The 15,180-nt window shown below is 66.6% G+C and carries 18 protein-coding genes; 13 read left to right on the top strand and 5 right to left on the bottom strand.

Translation table 11 applies throughout. The features are described from left to right. Window position 1: 1 nt before the first annotated feature. Genes cobT through C8J43_RS19170 form a run of 3 tightly spaced genes read right to left on the bottom strand, consistent with a single transcriptional unit; the run spans window position 2 to window position 3,567 of the window. A complete protein-coding gene (gene cobT / locus C8J43_RS19180) occupies window positions 2-1,825 on the bottom strand; it encodes a cobaltochelatase subunit CobT (RefSeq protein WP_133032227.1) in 1,824 nt (607 codons plus the stop codon). A 4-nt stretch (window positions 1,826-1,829) separates the two neighbouring features. Continuing rightward, complete coding sequence (gene cobS / locus C8J43_RS19175) at window positions 1,830-2,834, bottom strand: cobaltochelatase subunit CobS (RefSeq protein ID WP_056052421.1); 1,005 nt, start codon at window positions 2,832-2,834, stop codon at window positions 1,830-1,832. 43 nt (window positions 2,835-2,877) lie between these two features. Continuing rightward, complete coding sequence (locus tag C8J43_RS19170; protein WP_133032226.1) at window positions 2,878-3,567, bottom strand: winged helix-turn-helix transcriptional regulator; 690 nt, start codon at window positions 3,565-3,567, stop codon at window positions 2,878-2,880. 74 nt (window positions 3,568-3,641) lie between these two features. On the opposite strand from C8J43_RS19170, the gene C8J43_RS19165 reads away from it, so the two are divergent. From C8J43_RS19165 to C8J43_RS19155, 3 genes are all read left to right on the top strand, one after another. Continuing rightward, on the top strand, window positions 3,642-4,070 hold the full coding sequence (locus tag C8J43_RS19165) for a VOC family protein (protein ID WP_133032225.1): 429 nt from the start codon (window positions 3,642-3,644) through the stop codon (window positions 4,068-4,070). A 136-nt stretch (window positions 4,071-4,206) separates the two neighbouring features. Continuing rightward, window positions 4,207-4,395, top strand: coding sequence for a hypothetical protein (locus C8J43_RS22425; protein ID WP_243645687.1), 189 nt, complete (start codon window positions 4,207-4,209; stop codon window positions 4,393-4,395). A gap of 127 nt (window positions 4,396-4,522) precedes the next feature. After that, the gene (locus C8J43_RS19155; RefSeq protein WP_133032224.1) at window positions 4,523-4,972 is read left to right on the top strand and encodes an SRPBCC family protein; all 450 of its coding nucleotides are present in this window, start codon (window positions 4,523-4,525) and stop codon (window positions 4,970-4,972) included. A 63-nt stretch (window positions 4,973-5,035) separates the two neighbouring features. Here the strand turns inward: C8J43_RS19155 and C8J43_RS19150 are convergent, their stop codons facing one another. Next, window positions 5,036-5,560, bottom strand: a complete 525-nt coding sequence (locus C8J43_RS19150; protein WP_133032270.1) for a J domain-containing protein — start codon at window positions 5,558-5,560, stop codon at window positions 5,036-5,038. Window positions 5,561-5,683: 123 nt separating this feature from the next. Between C8J43_RS19150 and C8J43_RS19145 the strand changes: the two genes are divergently transcribed. The 6 genes from C8J43_RS19145 to C8J43_RS19120 all read left to right on the top strand — a co-directional run bounded on the left by C8J43_RS19145 (window position 5,684) and on the right by C8J43_RS19120 (window position 10,053). Beyond that, entirely contained in the window at window positions 5,684-5,968 is a 285-nt protein-coding gene (locus tag C8J43_RS19145) for a BolA family protein (protein ID WP_133032223.1), read from the top strand. A gap of 3 nt (window positions 5,969-5,971) precedes the next feature. Next, entirely contained in the window at window positions 5,972-6,679 is a 708-nt protein-coding gene (locus C8J43_RS19140) for a glutathione S-transferase (RefSeq protein WP_133032222.1), read from the top strand. A 136-nt stretch (window positions 6,680-6,815) separates the two neighbouring features. Further along, window positions 6,816-7,265 (top strand): NUDIX domain-containing protein, encoded by a 450-nt coding sequence (locus C8J43_RS19135; RefSeq protein ID WP_133032221.1) that lies wholly within the window; start codon window positions 6,816-6,818, stop codon window positions 7,263-7,265. A gap of 4 nt (window positions 7,266-7,269) precedes the next feature. Further along, entirely contained in the window at window positions 7,270-8,169 is a 900-nt protein-coding gene (locus C8J43_RS19130) for a pirin family protein (RefSeq protein WP_133032220.1), read from the top strand. A gap of 231 nt (window positions 8,170-8,400) precedes the next feature. Then, on the top strand, window positions 8,401-9,321 hold the full coding sequence (locus C8J43_RS19125) for an alpha/beta hydrolase (RefSeq protein ID WP_133032219.1): 921 nt from the start codon (window positions 8,401-8,403) through the stop codon (window positions 9,319-9,321). 252 nt (window positions 9,322-9,573) lie between these two features. Further along, window positions 9,574-10,053: an RcnB family protein gene (locus C8J43_RS19120; RefSeq protein WP_133032218.1), complete on the top strand. Its 480-nt coding sequence runs from the start codon at window positions 9,574-9,576 to the stop codon at window positions 10,051-10,053. Window positions 10,054-10,192: 139 nt separating this feature from the next. On the opposite strand, the gene C8J43_RS19115 is transcribed toward C8J43_RS19120, so the two are convergent. After that, on the bottom strand, window positions 10,193-11,293 hold the full coding sequence (locus C8J43_RS19115) for a DUF2332 domain-containing protein (RefSeq protein WP_133032217.1): 1,101 nt from the start codon (window positions 11,291-11,293) through the stop codon (window positions 10,193-10,195). A gap of 46 nt (window positions 11,294-11,339) precedes the next feature. Here C8J43_RS19115 and hisG point away from each other — a divergent pair, with 46 nt between their 5' ends. The 4 genes from hisG to thiL all read left to right on the top strand — a co-directional run bounded on the left by hisG (window position 11,340) and on the right by thiL (window position 15,099). Continuing rightward, window positions 11,340-12,008 carry an ATP phosphoribosyltransferase gene (gene hisG / locus C8J43_RS19110; protein WP_243645686.1) on the top strand — a complete coding sequence of 223 codons (669 nt, stop codon included), beginning with the start codon at window positions 11,340-11,342 and terminating at the stop codon, window positions 12,006-12,008. A gap of 124 nt (window positions 12,009-12,132) precedes the next feature. Next, window positions 12,133-13,428: a histidinol dehydrogenase gene (gene hisD, locus C8J43_RS19105; protein WP_133032215.1), complete on the top strand. Its 1,296-nt coding sequence runs from the start codon at window positions 12,133-12,135 to the stop codon at window positions 13,426-13,428. 212 nt (window positions 13,429-13,640) lie between these two features. After that, the gene (nusB, locus tag C8J43_RS19100) at window positions 13,641-14,096 is read left to right on the top strand and encodes a transcription antitermination factor NusB (RefSeq protein ID WP_056488135.1); all 456 of its coding nucleotides are present in this window, start codon (window positions 13,641-13,643) and stop codon (window positions 14,094-14,096) included. A gap of 109 nt (window positions 14,097-14,205) precedes the next feature. Continuing rightward, complete coding sequence (gene thiL, locus C8J43_RS19095) at window positions 14,206-15,099, top strand: thiamine-phosphate kinase (RefSeq protein WP_133032214.1); 894 nt, start codon at window positions 14,206-14,208, stop codon at window positions 15,097-15,099. The last annotated feature ends 81 nt before the right edge of the window (window positions 15,100-15,180 follow it).

Here is a 15,180-nt window from a genome sequence, read left to right as displayed (position 1 = left end):
ATCACTCGGTATCGAACAGCGAGGCCAGCTGTTCGATGATCGTCCCACCCAATTGCTCCACGTCCATGATCGTCACGGCGCGCGCGTAATAACGGGTGACGTCGTGACCGATGCCGATCGCGACCAGTTCGACCGGCGACTTGCTCTCGATCCAGCCGATCACTTGGCGCAGATGGCGTTCGAGATACGAACCCGAGTTCACGCTGAGCGTCGAATCGTCGACCGGCGCGCCGTCGCTGATCACCATCAGGATGCGGCGTTCCTCGGGCCGTGCGACCAGCCGCGCATGCGCCCACATCAGCGCCTCGCCGTCGATATTCTCCTTCAGCAACCCCTCGCGCATCATCAGGCCGAGCGAGTTGCGCGCGCGGCGCCACGGTTCGTCGGCACGCTTGTAGACGATGTGGCGGATGTCGTTGAGCCGACCCGGCTGCGGCGGACGTCCTGCGGCCAGCCACGTCTCACGGCTCTGCCCGCCCTTCCACGCACGCGTCGTGAAGCCGAGGATCTCGGTCTTCACGCCGCAGCGCTCCAGCGTGCGCGCGAGAATGTCCGCGCTGATCGCCGCGATCGAAATCGGGCGACCGCGCATGGAGCCGGAATTGTCGATCAGCAACGTCACCACGGTGTCGCGGAAATCGGTCTCGCGTTCGGCCTTGTAGCTTAGCGACAGAGTCGGGTTGACGATCACGCGCGCTAGCCGCGCCGCGTCGAGGATGCCCTCCTCCTGGTCGAAATCCCACGACCGCGACTGCTGCGCCATCAGCCGCCGCTGGAGCCGATTGGCGAGCTTCGACACGGTCGATTGCAGATGCACGAGTTGCTGGTCGAGATAGCCGCGCAGCCGCGCCAGTTCGTCGGCGTCGCACAGCTCGGTAGCAGCGATCACTTCGTCGAATTGCGTCGTCCACGGCTTGTAGTCGAACGCGCCGCCCATGTCCGCGAAGGGACGGTTCGGGCGGACCGGCTGCATGCCTTCCTCGCCATCGTCGCCGGGCTCGCCGTCGATGTCGTCCATCGACTCATCGCTCTGCTCCTGGCCGTCGCTTTCCTCGTTCTGCTGCTCGGACTGTTCGCCGCGTGCTTCGACTTCGCCCTGGCCGTCCTCGCCCTGGTCGTCGCCTTCGTCGCCCTCGTCCTGCTGCTGCTCGTCGGTGCCCTCGTCCTCGGAGCCGCCTTCGTCGCTCTCCTCGGGGACCTGATCGCCCTCGACCAGTTCGAGTTCCTGCAGCATTTTCCGCGCAAGACCCTGGAACGCCTTCTGGTCGTCGAGCGCATAGGCCAGCGCGGCGAGGTCGGTCTTGCTCTCGATCCACTCACGCACCAGCGCGAGACCGGGCGCGGCGATCGCGGGCGATTCCTGCCCGGTCAGCCGCTCGCGCACCATCAGACCGAGCGCGGTCGACAGCGGCACTTCGTCGCGATTGCGCGCGCGTGTAATCGGGTCTGCCCTTAGGCGGACGTCGAGCGCGCGGTCGAGGTTCTCGGTGATGCCGGCATAGCCACGCGATCCGAGTGCCTCGACTCGAGCAGCCTCGACGGAATCGAACACTGCACGCGCAACCGCCTCGACCGGCGCCGCACGATTATGCAGCGCGATGTCGTGATGCTTCAACCGCAGCGCGAACCCGTCGGCAAACCCACGCGCCTCGGCCACCTGCTCTAGCGGCAGGGCGCGAGCAGGCATCGGCACCTTGATGTGCTTGCCACTCTGCGTCGGCGCATCGGCGGTGAAGGCGAGTTCGACCTCCGGCTCCTCCGAGATCGCACGCGCGGTGCCGGCAAGAACCGCCTTGAAGCGATCGAGAGGGGTTTCGTTGGCCAAAGGCTTAGGCCTTGCCCACCACGCTCTCAGGCAAGTCCTTGCCGAACACGCGCTGGTAATATTCGGCGACGAGTGGTCGTTCCGCCTCGTCGCACTTGTTGAGGAACGACAGGCGAAACGCGAAGCCGACGTCGCCGAAGATCAGCGCGTTCTGGGCCCAGGTGATAACGGTACGCGGGCTCATCACGGTCGAGATGTCGCCGTTGACGAAGCCCTTGCGCGTCATGTCGGCGACCCGGACCATGTTCTCGACGGTCTTCTTGCCCTCCGGCTTGTCGTATTCGCCGGACTTGGCGAGCACGATCTGCGCCTCGACCTTGGCAGGCAGATAGTTGAGCGTGACGACGATGTTCCAGCGGTCCATCTGGCCCTGGTTGATCTGCTGCGTGCCGTGATACAGCCCGCTCGTATCGCCGAGGCCGACGGTGTTGGCGGTCGCGAACAGGCGGAACCACGGGTTCGGACGGATCACGCGGTTCTGGTCGAGCAGCGTCAGCTTGCCCTCGGTCTCCAGCACGCGCTGGATCACGAACATCACGTCCGGGCGACCCGCGTCATATTCGTCGAACACGAGCGCGGTTGGGGTCTGCAACGCCCAGGGCAGCAGGCCTTCGCGGAATTCGGTGATCTGCTGGCCGTCCTTCAGCACAATCGCGTCGCGGCCGATCAGGTCGATACGGCTGATGTGCGCGTCGAGGTTGATGCGGATGCACGGCCATTTGAGGCGCGCCGCGACCTGCTCGATATGCGTCGACTTGCCGGTACCGTGATAGCCCTGGACCATCACGCGACGGTTATGCGCGAACCCCGCCAGCACGGCGAGCGTGGTGTCGGCGTCGAAGACGTACGCCGGATCGAGATCAGGGACGCGCTCGTCGGCTTCGGAGAAAGCCGGCACTTCCATGTCGGAATCGATCCCGAACATCTCGCGCACCTTCACCATGCGGTCGGGTGCGTCGAGGATCGTGGTCTCGCGGCTGTCTGGCTGGGTATTCGGGATATCGGTCATGTTGGCCTCGTGTTCCCCACCGCTCTAGGACAAGCGAGGGGCGTTACTCAACCGCGACCTTGTCCGGAAGCGGGAAGAGTGTGACGAACCGCTCGGCAAGCGCACGGTTCCCGGTGATCTGCAATGTGCCCGCGGCTTCCGCATCGCGAAAGGGCCTGGCGCCATAGACGAGCGATGCGATCGTCATCGGATCGCCGTCGAACGTGACGTCCGCGACCGAGGGGTCGGCGCGCACGACTTGGATCCAGTCGCCATCGATCCTGGCTACGAACCCCTCGCCGCCCAGCCGAAAACCGACGACCGCGATCCAGCCATCGGCGCGCTGCCGCGAGAACATCGTCCGGAACGACAGCATCAGCGAGGCCGCACTGAGCGGCAGGGTGGTATCGTGCGCAGGCGACCGCGCCGCCCATCGACCGAGTTCGCGAATCGCGGTCTCGCTCTCATACCCCCACGGCGTCAGTTCATAGACCTGCACGCTGGCGGGCGACGGCAGCATGCGCCGGATCAGGATGCCGGCGCGCGCGAGCCCCTCCAGCCGCTGCGTCAGGACGTTCGCACTGATCCCGCCGAGGTTGGCCTTCAGTTCGCCGAACCGCCGCGGACCGAACATCAGTTCGCGCACGACCAGCAATGACCAGCGTTCTCCCACCAGTTCGAGCGCCATCGCCGTACCGCACGCATCGTCATACCATCGCCTCGACGAGGTTTTGGTTACATTTTCTAACTTCATAGTTGTTTTAAGTAACCATTATCAGCATGCAATGCAAATACGGTGCGAAACCGAGTCGAACCAGGAGAGCAGCCATGAGCAAAGCCATCTTCGTGAACCTGCCGGTCGCTGACGTGGTGGCCGCGACGGCGTTCTACGCGGCGATCGGGTTCGAGCGGGACGCGATGTTCTCGAACGATCGGGGATCGGCGATGGCGTGGTCGGACACGATCATGGTGATGCTGCTCGACCGCGCCTTTTATGCGACCTTCACGGCCAAGCAGATCATCGATGCGAAGACGACGAGCGGCGTGCTACTGGCGCTGTCGTTCGGCAGCCCGGCCGACGTCGATGCGATCACGGAAGCCGCTCTGGCGGCGGGCGGGCGCGAATTGCACGATCCCGAAGACCTGGGCTTTATGTACAGCCGCGCCTTCGAGGATCTCGACGGGCATGGCTGGGGACCGTTCTCGATGGACATGGCCGCGGCGGCGCAAGCGATGGGCGAGACCCAGCCCGCCTGATCCCGCCACCTGATCCAGCCGGGGAGACTGCGCCGACCTCGTGACATCTGGAAAGGGAAACGATGCGACCGATCATCACGGCCTATGACTGGGCTCCCGATTTCGCGAAGGGCCAGATGCGGGACCTGCGCGTCGGTTGGGCGATCGAGGAGTCGGCCAGGCCTATGACGTGCCGTATCTTCAGCAGGGCGAACAGAAACAGTCACCGCACCGCGATCGTCGACCCTTCGGGCAGGTGCCGACGTACGAGGCGGGCGACCTGATGATGGTGGCGGTGTTGCGCATGCTCGGCGGCACGCCGTTGCTCACGCGTATCCGACACTGATCGAGTATGTCGCGCGGAGCGAAGCGCGTCCGGCCTTCGGCCAGGCACTCGCCAATCAGATGGCCGGGTTCACCGGCGCACCGCCGCCCGCGTTCGCCGCATGGCTGGCGGCACAGGGAGAGACTGGATGACCGACGCGTACGACCTGTCGATCACCCGCCTGATCGACGCCCCCGTCGAGACGGTGTGGCGTGCCTGGACCGAGCATCTCGCCGACTGGTTCTGCCCGCGCCCCTGGACAACCGAGATCGTCGAACTCGACTTCCGCGCCGGCGGCCGTTGCGCGCTGGTCCTGCGCGGGCCCAACGCCGAGGAAAACGCGCTCGAAGGCGTCTATCTCGAGGTGACGCCGTGCTGCCGCATCGTCTCCACGGACGCGTTCACAGCGGGCTGGGTGCCGCAGACCCCGTTCATGACTCGCCTCGACGAATTCTTCGAGGAAGACGGCAAGACCCGCTACACCGCCACCGCCCGCCACTGGACCGCCGAGGCGCGCGACAGCCATGCGGCAATGGGCTTCGAAACGGGCTGGAACGCGGCAGCCGATCAACTCGAAGAGGTCGCGCGGCGATTATAAGGACGTAGCGACGTCATCGCCGGGCGAGGGACCTAATGCGGACGGCAAACGAGACGTCGGGTATCATGCGAACGCGGCGGCGCCCTTCAGATGCTGGTACGCCGAGATCACCTTCTGCAACTCCGACTCATGCGCGCGGTCGCCGCCGTTGCGATCGGGGTGATAGCGCCGGACGAGTTCACTGTAGCGTTTGCGCAAGGCCGTCCGGTTGGTGTCCGTGCCGAGTCCCAGAACGCGCAACGAGCGCCGTTCGCCGTCGGACAGCAGGCGACCGTCCTTGCGCGCCGCCGCCATCCGCTCGCCGAAGCGCGCGCCGATCGCATCGATCGGATCGGCGAAGTCCGCCCATTTCGGCGGAGTGTCGCCGCCGCCATGCGCGAACGCGCGCGTTTCGCGTTCCCAGCCCGCCATCGGCCGCTGCGCATAGTGGATCTCGTCCGCGGTCATCCCGTCGAAGAAATTATACCCCGAGTTGAACGCGCGGACATGCTCGAGGCAGAACCAGCGGAACTGCGGCGGACCGCCGTCGCTCGGTCCTTCGAGCGGCGGCGCACGGAATTCGCCGGGTTCCTCGCAGTCGCGCCACATGCAGACGCGCCCGGTCCCTTCCACGCGGCCGTGAAACCGTGGGCTGGGTCGCTCCTTGCGATTGTTCTGACCGTCTTCGCTCACCGGCTCCCCGCGCTTTCTGAAACGGGCTATATAGGGAGCATGACAGACCTCGCCACCGGCTCCATGCAGGACCAGATCACCGCCCGCCTCACCGCGGCGCTCACGCCCACACAACTGACCGTCGTCAACGAGAGCGGGCTCCATGCCGGCCATATGGGCGACGACGGCACCGGCGAGACGCATTTTCGTGTCGAAGTGGAAACGCCGCGTTTCGAAGGCCTTACCCGCGTCGCGCGCCAGCGGCTCGTGAACCAAGCGCTCGCCGATCTGTTGAGTACGCAGATTCATGCGCTCGCCATAAAGGCCCGCGCGCCGGGAGAGTGATCGATGTCCTACAAGCTCTGGTATTGGCCGTCGCTGCAGGGCCGCGGCGAGTTCGTCCGGCTCGCGCTCGAGGGCGCCGAGATCGCGTATGAGGATTGCGCGCGGACGGTCGGCGAAGAGGGGCTGCTCGCGAACCTCAACGATCGCACCGGCCGCACGCCGTTCGCGCCGCCGTATCTGGAGCTCGACGGCCTGGTGATCGCGCAGGTCGCCAATATCCTGATGTATCTCGGCGAGCGCCACGGTCTTGCGCCGTCGAACATGGCCGACCGGCTCTGGCTCAACCAGCTCCAGCTGACGATTGCCGACCTCATCGCGGAGGTCCACAACGTCCATCATCCGGTCGCGATGATGGACTATTACGACGACCAGAAGCCCGAGGCCGCGCGTGCCGCCAAGCAGTTTCGCGAGGCGCGGATGCCGAAATATCTCGGTCATTTCGAGGATGCGGCGCAGGCCAATACGGGCGACTGGCTGATCGATCACAAATGGAGCTATGCCGATACGTCGCTGTTCCAGGTGATCGAGGGGCTGCGGTACATGTTCCCGAAGCGGATGAAGACGCTCGAACCCGACTATCCGAATCTGGTCCGCATCCACGACCAGATCGCCGATCTGCCCGGCATCAAGGCCTATCTGAAAAGCGACCGTCGCCTCGCCTTCAACACCGACGGCATCTTCCGCGCGTATCCGGAACTCGACGCGGCATGAGCCGCTCTCGATCCTCCCCCGCCAGGGGGAGGTGGATCGCGCAGCGAGACGGAGGGGGCGGGAAGCGATGACCGCTGCTCCGTGTCCTCCCCCTCCGTCGCCTTCGGCGCCACCTCCCCCTGGCGGGGGAGGATCGATGAGCGAGCGCGCCCCACGCCCAGCCGCGCGTATCCTGCTCGTCGACGGCCAGGACCGCGTGCTGATGTTCCGCTTCACCCCGACGGACCGCCCACCGCTCTGGTGCACGCCCGGCGGCGCGGTCGATCCGGGCGAGACCTACGCCGCCGCCGCCCGCCGCGAACTCTGGGAGGAAGTCGGCCTCGACATCGACTGTGGCCCCGAAGTCGCGCGCCGCGTCGTCGACTTCCGCACCTTCGAGGGCGTGGAGGTCACCGCGGACGAACGCTATTTCCGTATCGACGTCGATACCTGCGACGTAAGGGCGGGCAATCTCACCGAACAGGAGAAGCAACTGCTCGTCGGTCACCGCTGGTTTTCCCGAAACGACATCGCGGGCTTCCACGAAACGCTCTATCCAGCGGACCTGGTCGAACTGCTCGACGCCACGGAACCTGCCAAGGGATAACGCCATGCTCGACGATTTCGTCCTCCAGACCATCCTGCCGTCGACGCACGATCTCGGTGGCTTCAAGGTCCACCGCACGCTGCCGAACAAGGAACGGACGATGGTCGGTCCGTTCCTGTTCTTCGACCAGATGGGCCCGGCGCATCTCGAGGTCGGCCAGGGCATCGACGTGCGCCCTCACCCGCACATCAACCTGTCGACGGTGACGTATCTGTTCGACGGCGCGATCGACCACCGCGATTCGCTCGGCACGCAGGCGCGGATCGAACCCGGCGCGGTCAATCTGATGACAGCGGGCCACGGCATCGTCCATTCCGAACGCTCGCCCGGCGACGAGCGTGCCGAGGGGCCGAACCTGTCGGGTATCCAGACCTGGCTGGCGATGCCCGAGGCGGTCGAGGAGATCGACCCCGCGTTCGAGCACGTCACCAAGGCGCAACTGCCGACGATCGAGGCGCACGGCGCGCGCTCGCGGATCATCATGGGGAGCCTCTGGGGCCAGACCGCGCCGACCACGACCTATTCGGGGACGATCTACGCCGACATCGCGCTCGATCCGGGCGCGAGCGTGCCGATCGACGCCGCGGCGGAGGAGCGCGCGATCTATCTCGCGATGGGCGAGGCGACGCTGGAGGGTGTGAGCCTCGAACCGCAGGTGCTGTACGTGTTGCGCCCCGGAATTTCCGCGACGCTGCGGTCTGCGCACGGCGGCCGTGCAATGCTATGCGGCGGCGATGCGTTCACGACGCCGCGCCACGTCTGGTGGAACTTCGTCAGCTCGAACCGCGACCGCATCGAACAGGCAAAGCGCGACTGGAATGCGGGCAACTTCCCGAAAGTGCCCGGCGACGAGAAGGAATGGATCGAGATCCCGGCAATCCCGAAGACCGTCAGCTATCCATGATTCCCCCCCCTCCCGCAAGCGGGAGGGGGTAGGGGTGGGCACGCGCTAACGCCGCCCGCTCCATTTGAAACTGGCCGCGAGCCCGCCCCCGGCCCCTCCCGTAAACGGGAGGGGAGAACCCACCTTCTGCTCCCCTCCCGCTTGCGGGAGGGGTCGGGGGAGGGCATGACCGGCGGGCAGCGAGACGGGTAGGCCCTCCCCTAACCCCTCCCGCCAGCGGGGGGGGGAATGATGTCGGACCTGCAACACATCGCGTTATCCACGGGCGTCGAACTCGATGTCGCCATAACCGGCGATCCAGCGAGCCCGCCCGTCATCCTGCTCCACGGCTTCCCCGAATCGCATCGGACGTGGCGCGACATCGCCCCCGACCTCGCCCGCGATCACTATGTCGTCGCCCCCGACCAGCGCGGGTTCGCGCGATCCTCCAAGCCGGAGGGCATCGACGGCTACACCCCCGACAAGATCGTCGCCGATCTGATCGCGCTCGCCGATCACCTGAACATCGACCGCTTCACGCTGGTCGGCCACGACTGGGGCGGCGCGGTCGCGTGGATGGCGGCGCTCCGCCACCCCGAGCGCATCGCGAAGCTCGTCATCATCAACGCCCCCCACCCGCTCGTCTTCCAGCGCACCATGTTCGACGATCTCGAACAGCGCGCCGCCAGCCAGTATATCCGCGCCTTCCGCAACCCCGATCTCGAAAAGCATATCGCCGCGATCGGCCTCGAAACCTTCTTCGACACCAGTTTCTCCAAGCACGCCGACCTTGCCGCGATGGCCGAGGACAAGGCCGCCTATCTCGACGAATGGGGCCAGCCCGGCGCGATCACCGGCATGCTCAACTGGTACCGCGCGAGCGCGATCGTCGTTCCCGAGATGGACGAGACTCCGCCCCGCCCGGCCTTTCTCGACGCACCGTTCCCGCCGACCGCGATGCCGGTACTGGTGATCTGGGGAATACAGGACAGCGCATTGCTGCCGAGCCAGCTCGACCTCGCCGAGTATGTACCCGACCTCACGATCGAGACGATCGACGCAGGCCATTTCGTGCCGTGGCAAAAGCCCGATGCGGTGATCGCCGCGATGCGCCGTTGGGGGTGTCTGACACGACCACCAGTCAGCATTGTACGTACCGCTGGCCTACGTTGAAACCACCCCGGCGAAGGCCGGGGCCCAATCGGGTAACGACCGAAATTTGGAACGGCGCTACGTTACTGCAACCTCTCCAATTGGACCCCGGCCTTCGCCGGGGTGGTTTGACTGTTAGTAGGGCAGGGAACACAGAAGCGGACATGCGCCACCTGTCTGAATCCTGACGACCGCATTCTGCGATCGTTCAGCGCGGCGGGCGCAAAACCCTGTCCATGCCGTCGATTCGGCGTCGAACACAGGAGAGCAGTCATGCGCAAGATGATCCTCGCGGCCGTCGCCGCCGCCACCCTCGTCCCAACCGTCGCCACCGCGCAGAGCTACGGCGAAGTCCGCCGCGACCAGCGCGAGATCCGCGAGAGCCAGCGCGACCTCCAGCGTGCGCGCCGCTACGGTGACCGCCGCGACGTCCGCGAAGCCCGCCAGGAACTGCGCGAAGATCGCCGCGAAGCACGCGAGGACTGGCGCGACTATCGCCGCACGCACGGCGACCTCTACCGCCGTCCGGCCTATGCCGGCCCGCGCGGCTATCGCTATCGTCCGGTCAATGTCGGCTACCGATTCGCGCCGGAATATTACGGCCGCAACTACTGGATCAACGACTATCAGACCTATCGCCTTTCGCGCCCGGCCTACGGCTATCAGCGGTGGGTCCGCTACGGCCGCGACGTCGTCCTGGTCGACACGCGCTCGGGCCAGGTGGTCCAGGTCAACAACGGCTTCTTCTACTGAGCCGGACCGCCACTCCGTCACCCCGGACGTGTTCCGGGGTCCACCGTTCCGCAAACTCGAAGCCATCGATGCGCGGAACGGTGGATGCCGGAACGAGGCTCTCCTGAGCTTGTCGAAGGGTCCGGCATGACGGGGGACCTCAGTTCTTTGCGTACGCGCCACGACGCATGACATAATCGCGCGTCTCGTACGGCGGCGACAACCCCTCGACCCACGCGCCATGCGCATGCGTCAGCGCGACCAGTTCCATCGGCCGCTCGCCCGGCCAGCCGCGTACGCGGACCTCGTGGCGGTGCAGGTCGCGGTTCGGCTCCATCATCACCCAGCCGAGTGGTCGTTCCACCGTCGCGCGCGCGCCCGCTGCGTCCATCGCGACCCGGATCCGCTCGCGGGAGGTCGCCGGCAGATACTGCCATACCACCGAATGCATCAGCACGCGCGTAACGCCGCCGGGCTGCGGCTCGGCCAACCGAGCCTCGACCCAGTCCGCCGCATCGCCTTCCGCCAGATCGACGCCGCCGTCGCGCACCATCGCAATCGCCGCAGCCAGCCGCGCCTGTCGCTCGACCGCGTCGACCCAGACATACGCTTCCAGCCGTGCCGCAGCGTTCGGATCAGCGACGTCCACCGGGTGGATATCGACGCCGCGGGTCGACCCGATCTTGACGGGCGCGTTCGGCGGCGGCGGCCCCAGCCATTCGGGACGGATCGTCACCGGCGATGTATCCGGCCCGACATTCACGCCGCCGAGATCGAACCGATAGCGATCGATCAGCAGATTCAACCCGGCACTCGATCCGATCTCCAGCACCTCGAACCGCGGCCCGTATCGCTCGGCCAAATGGAGGATCCCGGTCATCATCCCCGCGGACCGCGCCGCCTCGTTGGTCTGTGGCGGCCCATCGAGCCACGGCAGCAACGCTGCATCCTGCGCGACCAGCGTCGCCTGCAAAGCGGCCGCCACGCGTACCAGGTCGGTTTCCGCTCCTGCGAACACGGCAGAAAGCGCCGGATCGAAGCCCGCGCGGTGCAGCGCATGCAATCCGCCGACCAGCCGCAACGCCAGCGCATCCGCGACCGGCTCGCCCATCCAGTCGAGCACCCGCCGCCCCGTCTCGCTCTCGCGATCCACTGCAGTCGCCAGCGCAGTGCAGACCCGCGCGGTAATCGGCGCGTCCATCGCGGCACAATAGCCCGCCTGGATGTCGAACGCCGCACGGTTAGCCGGTTCATTTGCCATGCGCAGGTTGTTGCACCCGCCAAGCCCCCCCCGTAAAGCCCGGCGCGTGCCAGAGTCCCAGATCATCATCGCCGTCCCCAAGGGACGCATCCTCGCCGAAGCCCTGCCGTTGCTCGCGCGCGCCGGGGTGCATCCGGAAGCATCGTTCTCCGACGAGAACTCTCGCGCGCTCCGGTTCGCGACCAACGATCCGGCGATCTCGCTTATCCGGGTGCGCGCGTTCGACGTCGCCACTTTCGTTGCGCACGGGGCGGCGCAACTCGGCATCGTCGGGTCGGACGTGATCGCCGAGTTCGGCTATTCGGAGCTTTACGCGCCGGTCGACCTCGGCATCGGCCATTGCCGGCTGTCGGTCGCCGAACCTGCCGAGATGGCCGCGCAGGACGATCCGCGCGGCTGGAGTCACGTCCGCGTCGCGACCAAATACCCGCACGTGACGGCCGCGCATTTCGCGGCGCGCGGCGTGCAGGCGGAGTGCGTGAAACTCAATGGTGCGATGGAACTGGCGCCAACGCTCGGTCTCGCGCCGCGCATCGTCGACCTCGTATCGTCCGGCCGCACGCTGCTGGAAAACGGCCTCGTCGAGGTCGAGACGATCATGGAAGTCACCAGCCGCCTCGTTGTCAACCGCGCTGCGATGAAGACGCGCAGCCGCGTGGTCCCATTGGTCGAAGCATTCCGCCGCGCGGTCGAAGCACAGGAAATCGCAGCATGAGCGCCAACCTTCTGCTCCCCTCCCGCCTGCGGGAGGGGTCGGGGGAGGGCACGCCCGCCCCGATCGTAGCGTGCGAGGCTATGTCATCCCCTCCCCTGACCCCTCCCGCAAGCGGGAGGGGAATGTGATCCGCCTTTCCACATCCGACGCGGACTTCGCCACCCGCTTCACCGCGCTGGTCGAGGACCGCCGCGAATCCGACGCCGGCGTCACGCAAGACGTCGCCACAATCATCGCCTCGGTCCGCCGCGAAGGCGAGACCGCACTCCGCGACCTCACGCAAAAGCACGACCGTCACGACCTCGAAACCACCGGCTGGCAGATCGACGCCGCCGACTGCAAAGCCGCGTTCGACGCGCTCGATCCCGACCTCCGCACCGCGCTCGAACTCGCCGCCACTCGCATTCGCGCGTATCACGAGAAACAGCGCCCGCTCGACAGCGACTCGGTCGACTCCGCAGGCGTGAGACTCGGCGCACGCTGGCTGCCCGTCGACGCCGCCGGCATCTACGTTCCCGGTGGACGTGCCGCCTACCCCTCGTCGCTGCTAATGAACGCGATCCCCGCCAAGGTCGCGGGCGTCGGTCGCCTCGCGATGGTCACGCCGACCCCCGACGGCCAGATCAACCCGCTGGTCCTCGCCGCCGCGCATCTCGCGGGCGTCGACGAAGTATGGCGCGTCGGTGGTGCACAGGCGGTCGCGGCGCTGGCCTATGGCGCGGGCCGGATCGAACCGGTCGACGTCATCACCGGCCCCGGCAACGCCTGGGTCGCCGAGGCCAAGCGCCAGGTCTACGGTGTCGTCGGCATCGACATGGTCGCCGGCCCCTCCGAGATCGTCGTCGTCGCGGACGCGCTCAACGACCCCGAATGGACCGCCGCCGACCTGCTCAGCCAGGCCGAGCACGACGTGACCACGCAGTCGATCCTGTTCACCGACGACGCAGCCTTCGCCGACAAGGTCGCGGACGCCGTCGACCGCCAATTGCGCGACCTCGCCACCGAAGCCGTCGCGCGCGTCGCGTGGGATACCAACGGCGCGATCGTCATCGTCGACACGCTGGCGGACGCGATCCCGCTGGTCGACCGCCTCGCCGCCGAGCATTTGCAACTGGCGATCCCCGACCCGCAAGGTTTCTTCGACCGCATCCGCCATGCAGGTTCGGTCTTCCTCGGCCGCTACACTCCAGAGGCGATCGGCGATTACGTCGCCGGCCCGAACCACGTCCTCCCCACCGGCCGCCGTGCGCGCTTCGCCAGCGGGCTGTCGGTGCTCGACTTCATGAAGCGCACCAGTTTCCTGGCATTGGACGAAGCCGCCTTGCGCGAACTCGGCCCTGCGACCGTTGCGCTGGCCAACGCCGAAGGGCTCCCTGCACACGCAAAATCGGTGGCTTTGCGGCTGCGGCTCAACAGTTAGATTGGTTCACGCGGAGACGCGGAGACGCGGAGGTGTCGACCTTGCCGCGTAGCGGCCCTTCGATCACTAGCGGATGAAGAGATCGAAGCGGCTGCGCCGCATGCAACATCTCCGCGCCTCCGCGTCTCCGCGTGAACCATTCTTCTTCGACTCCACGCGCCGAAACGCAAAGGGCTGACACACACGCCCCCCGCGCCTACAGGCAACCGCTTATGACCCGAACCGCCCCCCGCACCAAGGCGCGTGCCGCCGCTCGCCTCGCCGCCGTCCAGGCCACGTACCAGCACGAGATGGAGGGCACCGCGATGCCCGTCCTGCTCAACGAATTCCACCAGCACCGGCTCGGCGCGACGATCGAAGACGTCGAATATGCCGAGGCGGACGTCGATTTCTTCGACGATCTGGTGACCGGCGCCAACGCGCGCGCCGGCGAGATCGACGTGCTGATCGAGGGCAAGCTGGCCAAGGGCTGGACGCTCGCGCGGCTCGACAAGCCGATGAAGGCGATTATCCGCGTTGGTACGTATGAATTGCTGGCGCGCAAGGACGTGCCCGTCGCCGCGGTGATCAGCGAATATGTCGACGTCGCGCACGCGTTCTACGACAAGCGCGAGTCCGGCTTCGTGAACGGGCTGCTCGACGGTATCGCCAAGGAAGTGCGGGCGTAAACGATCGTCATCCTGGGCTCGACCCAGGATCCAGGGTAATCATGCGCAGCGTTCGTTACCCTGGATCCTGACTTTCGTCAGGATGACGGGGCTTTGTTAGGCGGCGAACATGACCGAAGCCGAGTTCATTGATGCCTTACGCGCGCTCCCGCTACATCCCGCGGCTCGGGGACTGAACGACGATACGGCGCTGCTCGACGCAGGCCCGCTCGTCGTTACCACCGACACGCTGGTCGAAGGCGTGCACTTCCTCCCGACCGACCCCGCGCAGGACGTCGCGTGGAAGCTAGTCGCGACCAACCTTTCCGATCTCGCGGCAAAGGGGGCCAGACCCGAGGGGGTCCTCCTCAACTATCCGCTCAGCGACGACGCGTGGGACCGCACGTTTCTCGAAGGGCTCGGCGACGTCCTGATCACCTTCGACACGAGGATCATCGGCGGCGACACCGTCACGCTCCCCCCGAATGCGCCGCGAGTCCTGACCCTCACCGCGTTCGGCAGCAACGCCGCGGCCCCCGCCCGAAGCGGCGCACGCGACGGCGATGCGCTCTACGTAACGGGCACGATCGGCGACGCGGGCGCGGGGCTAACCATCGCACTCGGCGCGCAAGGCCCAGCCGAACTCCTCGCCGCATACCGGCGCCCGCAGCCACGGCTCGCCGACGGTCGCAAACTTGCCCCGCATGTCCATGCGATGATGGACGTATCCGACGGCCTCCTCATAGACGCATCCCGCATGGCGTTAGCCAGCGACCTCGCCATCAGCGTCGACCTCTCGCGCATACCCTTGTCGGCCGCTTACCGCGCCTTCTCCAGCGACCGCCTCGCCGCCGCAACCGCCGGCGACGACTACCAACTCCTTTTTGCTGCACCGCAAGATTTCGCCACCGACGCCACTCTGATCGGCGCTTTCTCAGCCGGCTCGGGCCTCACCCTTCATGACTCGGGCACCCCCGTCCCGCTCCCCCCAAGTCTAGGCTATGAGCACCGCCCCCGAGGATAACTTGCGCAATACCCCCGCACTGATAGGTTCGCTGTATCGGGACTCGGCAAAGTCGAGACCGGAGAGGACCTGACAAGAGGG

Origin of the sequence: Sphingomonas sp. PP-CE-1G-424 (genome assembly GCF_004341085.1) — a bacterium.
In the GTDB taxonomy this organism is placed as follows: Bacteria; Pseudomonadota; Alphaproteobacteria; order Sphingomonadales; family Sphingomonadaceae; genus Sphingomonas.
Note: the sequence above shows the minus strand (reverse complement) of the source record. Positions and strands in the feature narration are given on the sequence as shown.

What these genes read in the sequence shown, in the direction of transcription:
- C8J43_RS19120 (WP_133032218.1), top strand. Translation starts at nt 9,574, where the DNA reads ATGCGCAAGATGATCCTCGCGGCCGTCGCCGCCGCCACCCTCGTCCCA.
- C8J43_RS19135 (WP_133032221.1), top strand. Translation starts at nt 6,816, where the DNA reads ATGAGCGAGCGCGCCCCACGCCCAGCCGCGCGTATCCTGCTCGTCGAC.
- nusB (WP_056488135.1), top strand. Translation starts at nt 13,641, where the DNA reads ATGACCCGAACCGCCCCCCGCACCAAGGCGCGTGCCGCCGCTCGCCTC.
- C8J43_RS19150 (WP_133032270.1), bottom strand. Translation starts at nt 5,560, where the DNA reads ATGTGGCGCGACTGCGAGGAACCCGGCGAATTCCGTGCGCCGCCGCTC.
- thiL (WP_133032214.1), top strand. Translation starts at nt 14,206, where the DNA reads ATGACCGAAGCCGAGTTCATTGATGCCTTACGCGCGCTCCCGCTACAT.
- C8J43_RS19170 (WP_133032226.1), bottom strand. Translation starts at nt 3,567, where the DNA reads ATGAAGTTAGAAAATGTAACCAAAACCTCGTCGAGGCGATGGTATGAC.
- C8J43_RS19165 (WP_133032225.1), top strand. Translation starts at nt 3,642, where the DNA reads ATGAGCAAAGCCATCTTCGTGAACCTGCCGGTCGCTGACGTGGTGGCC.
- C8J43_RS19155 (WP_133032224.1), top strand. Translation starts at nt 4,523, where the DNA reads ATGACCGACGCGTACGACCTGTCGATCACCCGCCTGATCGACGCCCCC.
- C8J43_RS19115 (WP_133032217.1), bottom strand. Translation starts at nt 11,293, where the DNA reads ATGGCAAATGAACCGGCTAACCGTGCGGCGTTCGACATCCAGGCGGGC.
- C8J43_RS19145 (WP_133032223.1), top strand. Translation starts at nt 5,684, where the DNA reads ATGACAGACCTCGCCACCGGCTCCATGCAGGACCAGATCACCGCCCGC.
- C8J43_RS19140 (WP_133032222.1), top strand. Translation starts at nt 5,972, where the DNA reads ATGTCCTACAAGCTCTGGTATTGGCCGTCGCTGCAGGGCCGCGGCGAG.
- C8J43_RS19130 (WP_133032220.1), top strand. Translation starts at nt 7,270, where the DNA reads ATGCTCGACGATTTCGTCCTCCAGACCATCCTGCCGTCGACGCACGAT.
- cobS (WP_056052421.1), bottom strand. Translation starts at nt 2,834, where the DNA reads ATGACCGATATCCCGAATACCCAGCCAGACAGCCGCGAGACCACGATC.
- C8J43_RS19125 (WP_133032219.1), top strand. Translation starts at nt 8,401, where the DNA reads ATGTCGGACCTGCAACACATCGCGTTATCCACGGGCGTCGAACTCGAT.